This is a genomic window from Klebsiella sp. CN_Kp104 (genome assembly GCF_040064515.1).
GTDB lineage: Bacteria > Pseudomonadota > Gammaproteobacteria > Enterobacterales > Enterobacteriaceae > Klebsiella > Klebsiella aerogenes.
The window spans coordinates 62,721-74,763 of sequence record NZ_JBEAII010000006.1; the positions used below are offsets into that span (position 1 = coordinate 62,721).

General features: G+C 53.4%; 11 protein-coding genes. 7 read left to right on the forward strand and 4 right to left on the reverse strand.

Features of this window, described 5'->3' with window-relative positions; translation table 11 throughout:
* Window positions 1-6 precede the first annotated feature (6 nt).
* The 4 genes from leuC to leuL form a co-directional block, all read right to left on the reverse strand.
* A complete protein-coding gene (leuC, locus tag ABLU80_RS09310; protein ID WP_015368263.1) occupies window positions 7-1,407 on the reverse strand; it encodes a 3-isopropylmalate dehydratase large subunit in 1,401 nt (466 codons plus the stop codon).
* 2 nt (window positions 1,408-1,409) lie between these two features.
* Window positions 1,410-2,501 (reverse strand): 3-isopropylmalate dehydrogenase, encoded by a 1,092-nt coding sequence (leuB, locus tag ABLU80_RS09315; protein ID WP_015368262.1) that lies wholly within the window; start codon window positions 2,499-2,501, stop codon window positions 1,410-1,412.
* Window positions 2,501-4,072 carry a 2-isopropylmalate synthase gene (leuA, locus tag ABLU80_RS09320; protein WP_015368261.1) on the reverse strand — a complete coding sequence of 524 codons (1,572 nt, stop codon included), beginning with the start codon at window positions 4,070-4,072 and terminating at the stop codon, window positions 2,501-2,503. Before leuA ends, leuB begins: the two co-directional genes overlap by 1 nt.
* A gap of 93 nt (window positions 4,073-4,165) precedes the next feature.
* A complete protein-coding gene (gene leuL, locus ABLU80_RS09325; protein WP_020079614.1) occupies window positions 4,166-4,252 on the reverse strand; it encodes a leu operon leader peptide in 87 nt (28 codons plus the stop codon).
* A 603-nt stretch (window positions 4,253-4,855) separates the two neighbouring features.
* Here leuL and leuO point away from each other — a divergent pair.
* From leuO to ftsL, 7 genes are all read left to right on the forward strand, one after another.
* Window positions 4,856-5,824 (forward strand): transcriptional regulator LeuO, encoded by a 969-nt coding sequence (gene leuO / locus ABLU80_RS09330; RefSeq protein ID WP_348849922.1) that lies wholly within the window; start codon window positions 4,856-4,858, stop codon window positions 5,822-5,824.
* 390 nt (window positions 5,825-6,214) lie between these two features.
* Window positions 6,215-7,939 (forward strand): acetolactate synthase 3 large subunit, encoded by a 1,725-nt coding sequence (ilvI, locus tag ABLU80_RS09335; RefSeq protein WP_032706640.1) that lies wholly within the window; start codon window positions 6,215-6,217, stop codon window positions 7,937-7,939.
* Between the two features lie 2 nt (window positions 7,940-7,941).
* Entirely contained in the window at window positions 7,942-8,433 is a 492-nt protein-coding gene (gene ilvN / locus ABLU80_RS09340) for an acetolactate synthase small subunit (RefSeq protein WP_015368257.1), read from the forward strand.
* A 197-nt stretch (window positions 8,434-8,630) separates the two neighbouring features.
* On the forward strand, window positions 8,631-9,635 hold the full coding sequence (gene cra / locus ABLU80_RS09345) for a catabolite repressor/activator (RefSeq protein ID WP_015704397.1): 1,005 nt from the start codon (window positions 8,631-8,633) through the stop codon (window positions 9,633-9,635).
* Between the two features lie 638 nt (window positions 9,636-10,273).
* Window positions 10,274-10,732 carry a division/cell wall cluster transcriptional repressor MraZ gene (gene mraZ / locus ABLU80_RS09350; RefSeq protein WP_015368255.1) on the forward strand — a complete coding sequence of 153 codons (459 nt, stop codon included), beginning with the start codon at window positions 10,274-10,276 and terminating at the stop codon, window positions 10,730-10,732.
* A 1-nt stretch (window position 10,733) separates the two neighbouring features.
* Window positions 10,734-11,675 (forward strand): 16S rRNA (cytosine(1402)-N(4))-methyltransferase RsmH, encoded by a 942-nt coding sequence (gene rsmH / locus ABLU80_RS09355; protein ID WP_045386029.1) that lies wholly within the window; start codon window positions 10,734-10,736, stop codon window positions 11,673-11,675.
* Window positions 11,672-12,037, forward strand: a complete 366-nt coding sequence (ftsL, locus tag ABLU80_RS09360) for a cell division protein FtsL (protein ID WP_015704398.1) — start codon at window positions 11,672-11,674, stop codon at window positions 12,035-12,037. The genes rsmH and ftsL overlap by 4 nt, the downstream gene beginning before the upstream one ends.
* Window positions 12,038-12,043 lie beyond the last annotated feature (6 nt).

Sequence of the window (12,043 nt, forward strand, 5' to 3'; positions counted from 1 at the left end):
GTCTCCTTATTTCAAGTTACGGATATCGGCGAAATGGCCGGTAACCGCTGCTGCCGCGGCCATCGCCGGGCTGACTAAATGGGTGCGTCCGCCGCGGCCTTGACGGCCTTCAAAGTTACGGTTGCTGGTAGAGGCGCAACGTTCGCCGGGATTCAGGCGGTCGTTGTTCATCGCCAGGCACATGGAGCAGCCCGGTAAGCGCCACTCAAAACCGGCGTCGATGAAAATCTTATCCAAACCTTCGGCTTCCGCCTGCGCTTTCACCGGGCCGGAGCCGGGGACGACCAGCGCCTGTACGCCCGGCGCCACTTTACGTCCTTTGGCGATTTCCGCCGCCGCGCGTAAATCTTCGATTCGCGAGTTAGTACAGGAACCGATAAAGACTTTGTCGATCGCGACCTCGGTCAACGGTACGCCGGATTTCAGGCCCATATAGGCCAGCGCTTTTTCGGCGCTGGCGCGCTCGACCGGATCGCTGAACGACGCCGGATCCGGGATAATATCGGTAACCGAGATGACCTGGCCTGGATTGGTGCCCCAGGTGACCTGCGGCGCAATCTCTTCCGCCTGCAGCGTCACCACGGTATCGAAGGTGGCGTCATCATCGGTTTTCAGCGTTTTCCAGTATTCCACCGCGTCGGCGAAATCCTGGCCCTTCGGCGCGTGCAGGCGGCCCTGCACGTAATTGAATGTCGTCTCGTCAGGCGCGACCAGACCCGCTTTGGCGCCCATCTCGATTGCCATATTGCACAGAGTCATACGGCCTTCCATGCTCAGATCGCGAATGGCTTCGCCGCAGAATTCGACGACATGGCCGGTACCGCCGGCGCTACCGGTTTTACCAATGATTGCCAGCACAATGTCTTTCGCGGTAATGCCCGGCGCCGCTTTGCCACGGACTTCGATTTTCATGGTCTTCGCGCGCCCCTGTTTCAGGGTCTGAGTCGCCAGTACATGTTCAACTTCAGAGGTGCCGATACCGAATGCCAGCGCGCCGAATGCGCCGTGGGTCGCGGTATGGGAATCGCCGCACACGATGGTCATCCCCGGCAGGGTGACGCCCTGTTCCGGGCCCATCACGTGTACGATGCCCTGGAACGGGTGATTTAAGTCATACAGCTCAACGCCAAATTCTTTGCAGTTCTTAATCAGTTCCTGCATCTGGATGCGGGCCATTTCGCCGGAGGCGTTGATATCTTTGGTCTGCGTCGAGACGTTGTGATCCATGGTGGCGAATGTTTTACCCGGCTGACGCACCTGGCGGCCATGGGCGCGCAGCCCGTCAAACGCCTGCGGAGAGGTGACTTCGTGCACCAGATGGCGGTCGATATACAGCAGCGGTGTTTCGTTCTGCGCTTCGTACACCACGTGCGCATCAAATAATTTCTCGTATAACGTCTTCGCCATGATTACACCCCTTCCGCGACATAGCGGGCAATGATATCGCCCATTTCATCTGTACTGACCGCCGCCGTACCGCGCGCTAAGTCGCCGGTACGAATGCCTTCTTCTAATGCGCGGTTGATAGCGCGTTCAATGGCGCTCGCCGCGTCGCCCGCATCCAGGCTGTAGCGTAGCAGCAGCGCCAGCGACAGGATTTGCGCAATCGGATTGGCGATATTTTTGCCCGCGATGTCCGGCGCCGAGCCGCCCGCTGGTTCATACAGGCCAAAACCTTGCTCGTTGAGGCTGGCGGACGGCAACATGCCCATAGAGCCGGTGATCATCGCGCACTCGTCGGACAGGATGTCGCCAAACAGGTTGGAGCACAGCAGTACGTCGAACTGCGACGGATCTTTAATAAGCTGCATGGTGGCATTATCGATATACATATGCGCCAGTTCGACGTCCGGATACTCTTTGCCAATCTCGTTGACGATTTCGCGCCACAGGATAGAAGACTGCAGGACGTTGGCTTTATCGATTGACGTCACTTTATGGCGACGTTTGCGCGCCGATTCAAAGGCGATACGCGCGATGCGCTCAATTTCAAAACGATGGTATACCTCGGTATCGAAGGCTTTTTCGTGCTGGCCGCTGCCTTCACGACCTTTCGGCTGACCGAAGTAGATGCCGCCGGTCAGTTCGCGCACGCACAGAATGTCGAAGCCATTGGCGGCGATATCGGCGCGCAGCGGGCAGAATGCTTCCAGCCCCTGATACAGTTTAGCCGGGCGCAGGTTGCTGAATAATTTGAAGTGTTTACGCAGCGGCAGCAGCGCGCCGCGCTCCGGCTGTTCGGCCGGCGGCAGATGTTCCCACTTCGGGCCGCCGACGGATCCGAACAGAATCGCGTCAGCCTGCTCGCAGCCATCAACGGTAGCTTGCGGCAGCGGCATGCCCTGACGGTCGATGGCGATGCCGCCCACGTCGTACTGGCTGGTGGTGATACGCATTGAAAAACGGTTACGAACGGCTTCCAGTACTTTCATCGCCTGGTTCATCACTTCCGGGCCAATTCCATCACCCGGCAAAACGGCAATATGATAATTCTTCGACATTACACGGTTTCCTTGTTGTTCTCTTTATTCTGAGCCTGGCGTTGCAATTCTTTTTCGACTTCGGCGGCGCGCCAGATGTTGTTAAGCACATGTACCATCGCTTTTGCTGAAGATTCGACGATATCGGTCGCCAGGCCGACGCCGTGGAAGCGGCGACCGTTGTATTCCACGACAATATCCACCTGACCCAGCGCATCTTTGCCGTGGCCTTTGGCGCTTAAGCCATACTTCACTAAGTCGATGTTGTAGTCTGTCACACGGTTGATTGCCTGGTAGATAGCGTCAACCGGACCGTTGCCGTTGGCGGCTTCGGTTTTAATGTCATCACCGCAGGCCAGCTTGATAGAGGCGGTAGCGATATCGCTGGAGCCAGACTGGACGCTGAAGTAGTCCAGACGGAAATGCTCTGGCTCTTCCTGCTGTTTATTGATAAATGCCAGCGCTTCCAGGTCATAGTCGAAGACCTGGCCTTTTTTATCCGCCAGCTTCAGGAAGGCGTCATACAGATGATCCAGGTTGTAGTCGCTCTCTTTGTAGCCCATCTCTTCCATACGGTGTTTCACCGCCGCGCGACCGGAGCGTGAAGTCAGGTTCAGCTGTACCTGGTTCAGGCCGATGGATTCCGGGGTCATGATTTCGTAGTTTTCGCGGTTCTTCAGCACGCCATCCTGATGAATACCGGAGGAGTGGGCGAAGGCGCCGGTACCGACGATAGCTTTGTTAGCCGGGATCGGCATATTGCAGATTTGGCTGACGGTCTGGCTGGTACGCCAGATTTCATGGTGATTGATATTGGTGTGCACGTTCATGATGTCTTTGCGCACCTTGATCGCCATGATGACTTCTTCCAGCGCGCAGTTACCGGCGCGTTCGCCGATACCGTTCATCGCGCCTTCTACCTGACGAGCGCCAGCGTGGACGGCTGCGAGGGCGTTGCCGACGGCGATACCTAAATCATCATGGGTGTGGACTGAAATAATTGCTTTATCAATGTTTGGTACGCGTTCATACAGGCCGCTGATGATGTTGGCGTATTCGAATGGCATGGTGTAGCCGACGGTATCCGGGATATTAATGGTCGTGGCGCCGGCGCGGATAGCCGCTTCAACGACGCGAGCCAGATCGTCGATCGGCGTACGGCCTGCGTCTTCACAGGAGAATTCCACGTCGTCGGTATAGTTACGCGCACGTTTCACCATATAAATAGCGCGTTCGATGACTTCATCCAGCGTGCTGCGCAGCTTGGTGGCGATATGCATCGGAGACGTGGCGATGAAGGTGTGGATGCGGAACGCTTCCGCCACTTTTAAGGATTCCGCCGCCACGTCGATATCTTTCTCAACGCAGCGCGCCAGAGCGCAAACGCGGCTATTTTTGATGGTGCGAGCGATGGTCTGTACCGATTCAAAATCGCCCGGGGAAGAAACCGGGAAACCGACTTCCATTACATCGACGCCCATACGTTCGAGGGCCATGGCGATCTGCAGCTTCTCTTTCACGCTCAGGCTGGCCTGTAACGCTTGTTCCCCATCACGTAAGGTCGTATCGAAAATAATGACTTGCTGGCTCATGGTTGAGATCCTTAATCTGTTGCCTGGCGCCTTGCTTCGAGCATAAAAAAACCCGCGCAATGGCGCGGGTTTAGTGTCTTGCTGGAAGATGACTTAACGCTGAACGTCGCCCAACAGCCTACCGCGCACAATGGATGCGTTTAGTAGTAGTAGGCTGGTGAAGCGAGTGGTGCGAATCATGCGTCATACTCCAGTTGAAATCGATATGCTTTTAGAGTTACTGGATAGCGGTTTTGATGTCAACCCCAGGCAAGATAAAAACTGTTTTTAACCCGTCATATGAATTAGCTAATTGTGCTGGATTATCCCTCATTTCGCCGACGATCCTATTTGAGACATTCATCGACTGCTGGAAAAATAAAACAATTAGAAAAAATAATTTTCATTCAAGGACTCAATGTCAATGGGGGATGCCTGGTTGATAAGGTAATGAAACATAAAGTGTTATATGCCTTTTACCTTTATGCGCTGCCGCATTGAGTCGTTCGAAAGGATAACGAAGTGTTAATTTTTATCAGGTAAAAAATAGATAGTTAATTAATACTTAAATTGCAATTAACTATTGGTGGTGTTGTTTATTCCTGTGATCTATGGGTACACTTTATATCATCAAGTAAATGATATGTTTTAGGCGAGTTCCGGTGATATCCAGTGAGGTTTTTCGTCGCTACTCATAACCTTGATATATTCCTAAAATTCCATTTTGCCCTTTTGCAGATTTAATATGCATGATAAATGATATTGTCTTAATTAATTACTGCACTTTGGTAAAAGGAATTTAGCGTGACGGTGGAGTTAGATATGTTAATTGAAAATACTGAATATAAATCAGCCCCGGGACAGGAAGTCGTCAAACCACAACTGCGGATGGTGGATCTCAACCTGCTGACCGTGTTTGATGCGGTGATGCAGGAACAAAATATTACCCGTGCGGCCCATACTCTCGGCATGTCCCAACCGGCGGTGAGTAACGCGGTATCTCGTCTCAAGGTGATGTTTAATGATGAGCTGTTCGTTCGCTATGGGCGCGGCATTCAGCCAACGGCGCGGGCCTATCAGCTGTTCGGCTCAGTACGCCAGGCATTGCAACTGGTGCAAAATGAGTTGCCGGGTTCCGGTTTTGAACCGCTGAGCAGCGAGCGCGTATTTAACCTCTGCGTTTGTAGCCCATTGGATAATTACTTAACCTCGCTAATATTTAATAAAGTTGGTGAAATCGCGCCAAATATTCATCTGGTCTTTAAATCAGCGCTACATCAAAACACCGAACATCAGCTGCGTTATCAGGAAATTGAATTCGTTATCGGTTATGAAGAGTTCCGTCGCCCGGAGTTTGCCTGCATACCTTTATTCAAAGATGAAATGGTTCTGGTGGCCAGCCGTAAACATCCGCGTATTTCCGGGCCGCTAACGGAAGCGGATATTTATCAGGAAGAGCACGCGGTCGTCGCATTGGATCGTTATGCGTCATTTAGCCAGCCGTGGTATGACTCCGTGGATAAACAATCCTGTATTGCTTATCAGGGTAATGCCATGGTTAGCGTATTAAACGTGGTGTCACAAACCCACATGGTGGCAATAGCGCCACCTTGGTTGGCCAATGAATTCGCTGATAAATTAGATTTGCAGATCTTACCGTTGCCGCTGAAGGTCAACAGCCGTACCTGCTTCCTCTCCTGGCACGAAGCGGCCGGTCGTGATAAAGGCCATCAATGGATGGAAGAGTTATTGGCGAATATCTGTCAGCGCTAATCGACGTTATCGACCAACGGCGGTGAAAGCGCCAGCTTATCTGAATAAACTTTAAAAAAGCAGAATATTATTCTGTTTGTCACCGCGGGTTCTCGCAACCCGACGGTGAAAAATGGATGATTTTCTGCCGTAAGCCGTTTCTCCCGAGTATTGGCTATCTCATTTTGTTATTCCTGAAGCAATCCTCCATATATTTCTCCAGATGCTTTCTTTTCTGCTTTTAAGAGGCGCGCTATACGCTCTCAGGCGAATTGCCTGCCTGTTGGCGAGCAGTTATGTTAATGCACAGCAAGTCGTTCACCTCAATGCGCTGCCTTTAGCGGCGCATCATACGACGCGTGCGGAAAATGACTTCCGCCGTCGTGAAAACAATAAGCCTGGAGGCAAACCATGGAGATGTTGTCAGGAGCCGAGATGGTCGTCCAATCGCTTGTCGATCAGGGCGTCAAGCAAGTATTCGGCTATCCCGGAGGCGCGGTCCTCGATATCTATGATGCATTACATACCCTCGGCGGCATTGACCATGTGCTGGTCCGCCATGAGCAGGCGGCGGTGCATATGGCCGACGGGCTGGCGCGCGCAACCGGCGAAGTAGGGGTGGTGCTGGTGACCTCCGGTCCGGGAGCGACTAACGCTATTACCGGTATCGCAACGGCTTACATGGATTCTATTCCACTGGTCATTCTTTCCGGGCAGGTCGCCACCTCGCTGATTGGCTACGATGCCTTCCAGGAGTGCGATATGGTCGGTATCTCGCGCCCGGTGGTTAAACACAGCTTCCTCGTGAAACAGACTGAAGATATCCCCGGTATTTTAAAGAAAGCCTTCTGGCTGGCGGCCAGCGGCCGACCGGGGCCGGTAGTGGTCGATTTGCCGAAGGATATTCTCAATCCGGCGAAAAAGCTGCCTTATGTTTGGCCGGATGCGGTCAGCATGCGTTCCTATAACCCGACAACCAGCGGTCATAAAGGGCAGATCAAACGTGCGTTGCAAACGCTGGTGGCGGCGAAAAAACCGGTCGTATACGTTGGCGGCGGGGCAATCAATTCGCAGTGTGAAGCACAGCTGCGTACCTTGGTCGAAAAGCTGAAGCTACCGGTGGTCTCTTCATTAATGGGTTTAGGCGCTTTTCCGGCGACTCATCAGCAGGCGCTTGGCATGCTGGGGATGCACGGTACCTATGAAGCCAACATGACCATGCATCATTCCGACGTTATTTTTGCAGTCGGCGTCCGCTTTGACGATCGTACCACCAACAATTTGGCTAAGTACTGCCCGAACGCCACGGTGCTGCATATTGATATCGATCCCACGTCGATCTCCAAAACCGTCCCGGCAGATGTGCCGATCGTCGGCGACGCGCGCCAGGTGCTTGACCAGATGTTTGATCTGCTTGAACAGGAAGAGAGCCAGCAACCGCTGGATGAGATCCGCGACTGGTGGCAGCAGATCGAACAGTGGCGTTCCCGTCACTGTCTGCAATACGACACGCAAAGCGGCAAGATCAAACCGCAGGCGGTGATTGAGGCTATCTGGCGCCTGACCAATGGTGATGCTTACGTGACTTCCGATGTTGGACAGCATCAGATGTTCGCCGCGCTCTATTATCCATTCGATAAACCAAGACGTTGGATTAATTCCGGCGGCCTCGGCACGATGGGCTTTGGCCTGCCAGCGGCACTGGGCGTGAAGATGGCGCTACCGCAAGAAACCGTTATCTGCGTGACCGGTGACGGTAGCATCCAGATGAACATTCAGGAGCTTTCCACCGCCCTGCAGTATGAACTGCCGGTGCTGGTGCTGAACCTGAATAACCGCTACCTCGGAATGGTAAAGCAGTGGCAGGATATGCTCTATTCTGGCCGCCATTCGCAGTCCTATATGGAATCGCTGCCGGACTTCGTTCGCGTCGCCGAGGCTTATGGCCACGTTGGTATTCGTATCAGCGAGCCGCAAGAGCTGGAAGCGAAGCTGGCGGAAGCCCTGGAGCAGGTGCGTAATAATCGTCTGGTGTTCGTTGATGTTACGGTTGATGGTAGCGAGCATGTTTATCCCATGCAGATCCGCGGCGGCGGCATGGACGAAATGTGGTTGAGCAAAACGGAGAGAACCTGATTATGCGCCGGATATTATCTGTATTACTGGAGAACGAATCGGGAGCGTTATCCCGGGTGATCGGCCTCTTTTCGCAGCGCGGCTACAATATTGAAAGCCTGACGGTAGCGCCAACCGACGATCCGACGTTGTCCCGCATGACCATCCAGACGGTGGGCGACGAAAAAGCCATTGAGCAGATTGAAAAGCAATTACATAAGCTGGTGGACGTGCTGCGGGTCAGCGAACTGGGTCAGGGCTCCCACGTCGAACGTGAAATCATGCTGGTGAAAGTGCAGGCCAGCGGTTATGGCCGCGAAGAGGTGAAACGCAACACCGAGATCTTCCGCGGGCAGATCATTGACGTCACGCCATCTATTTATACCGTGCAGTTGGCCGGAACCAGCGATAAGCTGGATGCGTTCCTGGCTTCTTTACGCGATGTCGCGCGCATTGTTGAAGTGGCGCGATCCGGAGTAGTCGGCCTGTCGCGCGGCGATAAAATCATGCGCTAACCCCTGGCAAACTGACGTAAAAACAGCCCGACACGAACTGTCGGGTTATTTTTTTGCGAATTCCGTAGGAACTGTGGACGAAAGCGGTTGCCGCGCTATCTATTCTGCGTTTAGATGTTATAAAAATGGAACTCTATACTCTAACGAGTATGTCTATTTAATGGTTGTTTTTTGTACTTCTTACCCAAGGGGCAATTGTGAAACTGGATGAAATCGCCCGGCTGGCCGGTGTTTCAAGAACCACCGCGAGCTATGTGATTAATGGCAAAGCGAAGCAGTATCGCGTCAGCGATAAAACGGTCGAGAAGGTGATGGCGGTGGTGCGCGAGCACAACTACCACCCGAATGCGGTCGCTGCTGGCCTGCGCGCAGGACGCACGCGTTCAATCGGTCTGGTGATCCCGGATCTCGAAAATACCAGTTATACCCGTATTGCGAACTATCTGGAGCGCCAGGCGCGTCAGCGCGGCTACCAGTTGCTGATCGCCTGCTCGGAAGATCAGCCGGATAACGAAATGCGCTGTATTGAGCATCTGCTGCAGCGTCAGGTGGATGCAATTATCGTTTCGACTTCGCTGCCGCCGGAGCACCCGTTCTATCAGCGCTGGGCGAACGATCCTTTCCCGATTGTCGCGCTCGACCGCGCGCTCGATCGTGAACACTTTACCAGCGTCGTCGGCGCCGATCAGGACGACGCCGAGATGCTTGCCGCCGAGCTGCGCAAATTCCCCGGTGACCGAGTGCTCTATCTGGGAGCGCTGCCGGAGCTGTCGGTGAGCTTCCTGCGTGAGCAGGGTTTCCGTTCAGCCTGGAAAGACGACCCGCGCGAGGTGAACTTCCTCTATGCCAACAGCTATGAACGCGAAGCCGCGGCCCAGCTGTTTGAACGGTGGCTGGAAACGCATCCGATGCCGCAACTGCTGTTCACCACCTCTTTCCCGCTGCTGCAGGGGGTGATGGATGTTACGCTGCGCCGTGAGGGCAAACTGCCATCTGAGCTGGCCATCGCCACCTTCGGTGATAACGAACTGCTCGACTTCCTGCAGTGCCCGGTGCTGGCGGTCGCGCAGCGTCATCGCGACGTTGCCGAGCGCGTTTTAGAGATTGTACTGGCAAGCCTGGATGAACCACGTAAGCCGAAACCGGGCTTAAGTCGTATTCGTCGTAACCTCTATCATCGCGGAAGTTTGAATCGTCGCTGATTCATTTGCGAAAAAAGGTTAAGATTCTTCGTAGGTTATTCGCCAGATGGATCAGCATCTGGCGATATTCCATACAATTTACGTAGAGATTCGTAAATCTATTCGCTTTCAGACAAATCCCTAAACTTCTTTACGCCTTATTTTGTTTTATTCTGGAGCAGGCTTTTTTTGTATCCAAATGGTGCAAGAAAAAGCGCAGCGGCATTAATTTGAATTGTTTTGTTACATTCTTCGTAATAATTGCTGAATTAACAATCGCTTTATCCCACCTTCACCGCCGCTGAGAGCGTCAGGCCGCGGCACAAGTGCTTCTCCGTCCACAACAGGCACTGTTAACGGACATCAGAATGACCTAAAATGCCGCTCGCGTCGCAAACTGACACTTTATATTTTCCCGCTGAAGATATTTTGTCGTTTTTAACTGTTACGGGTTTGTTGGTTATTTTCTTACACGTATTCATAACGTTAATTTGCCTCGTTTGTTGGTGATTTATTCATCAGGGCTAATATCGGCTGTAAATAATGGGTTTTTGCGCTCCGTTGGCATTAGTGCTGGCTTGACAAGCTTTTCCTCCGCTCCGTAAACTCCTTTAGGTGGGAATTTGTGGGGTAAAGTGGCGAAAAGGGGTGAGGCTGGCATGTTCCGTGGAGCAACGTTAGTCAATCTCGACAGTAAAGGCCGTTTGGCCGTACCGACGCGCTACCGCGACGGGCTGATCGAGGATGCTTCTGGTCAAATGGTATGCACCATTGACATTCATCACCCGTGCCTGCTGCTTTATCCTTTGCCTGAATGGGAAATCATCGAGCAAAAATTGTCGCGTTTGTCGAGCATGAATCCCGTTGAGCGGCGCGTACAGCGCCTGCTTTTGGGGCATGCCAGCGAATGTCAGATGGATAGCGCCGGACGATTGCTAATCGCGCCGGTGCTGCGGCAACATGCCGGGCTGACAAAAGAAGTGATGCTGGTCGGACAGTTTAATAAATTTGAACTGTGGGATGAAACGACCTGGTATCAACGGGTCAAGGAAGATATCGACGCTGAGCAGTCCGCTACCGGTGAACTGTCGGAGCGCCTGCAGGATTTGTCTTTATAAAATGATGGAAAATTTTAAACATACTACGGTACTTCTGGATGAAGCCGTTAACGGCCTGAAAATTCGTCCAAATGGTATCTACATTGATGGAACCTTTGGCCGCGGTGGTCACTCGCGTCTGATCCTCTCCCAACTGGGGGCGGAAGGGCGCCTGCTGGCAATCGATCGCGACCCGACGGCTATTGCCGTTGCGCAAACCATCGATGACCCACGTTTTTCCATCGTACATGGTCCTTTCTCGCAGCTGGCTGACTACGTCGCCGAGCGCAATCTTACCGGCAAGATCGACGGTATTCTTCTCGACCTTGGCGTTTCTTCACCGCAGTTGGACGACGCGGAACGCGGGTTCTCCTTTATGCGCGATGGTCCGCTGGACATGCGCATGGATCCGACTCGCGGTCAGTCCGCCGCCGAATGGTTACAGACCGCCGAAGAAGCCGACATCGCCTGGGTAATCAAAACCTTTGGCGAGGAGCGTTTCGGTAAACGTATCGCGCGCGCGATCGTTGAGCGTAACCGCATTGAGCCGATGACCCGTACCAAAGAGCTGGCGGAAGTTATCGCGGCGGCAACGCCGGTGAAAGATAAGCACAAACATCCCGCGACCCGTACCTTCCAGGCGGTGCGCATTTGGGTGAACAGTGAACTGGAGGAGATAGAGCAGGCGCTAAAAAGCTCGCTCGGCGTGCTGGCCCCCGGCGGTCGGCTGTCGATTATCAGTTTCCATTCGCTGGAAGACCGCATTGTGAAGCGCTTTATGCGTGAGCAAAGCCGCGGTCCGCAGGTTCCAGCAGGGATCCCGATGACTGAAGAGCAGCTCAGGAAACTGGGCGGCCGTCAGTTGCGAGCACTAGGCAAGTTGATGCCGGGCGAAGAAGAGGTGGCAGAGAATCCACGCGCCCGTAGTTCAGTGCTGCGTATCGCAGAGAGGACGAACGCATGATCGGCAGAGTGACAGTAGCCTTAAGCAAAGTTAAAGGATCGTTAGGAAGCAACGAGCGCCATGCCTTGCCTGGCGTTATCGGGGACGATCTTCTGCGGTTTGGGAAGCTGCCACTCTGCCTGTTCATTTGCATCATCATAACGGCAGTGACCGTGGTGACGACGGCGCACCATACCCGTCTGTTAACCGCGCAGCGTGAACAATTGGTTCTGGAGCGTGACGCTCTGGATATTGAATGGCGCAACCTGATCCTCGAAGAGAATGCCCTTGGCGATCACAGTCGGGTTGAGCGGATCGCGACAGAGAAGTTGCAGATGCAACACGTTGATCCATCACAAGAAAATATAGTGGTACAGAAATAAGGATTA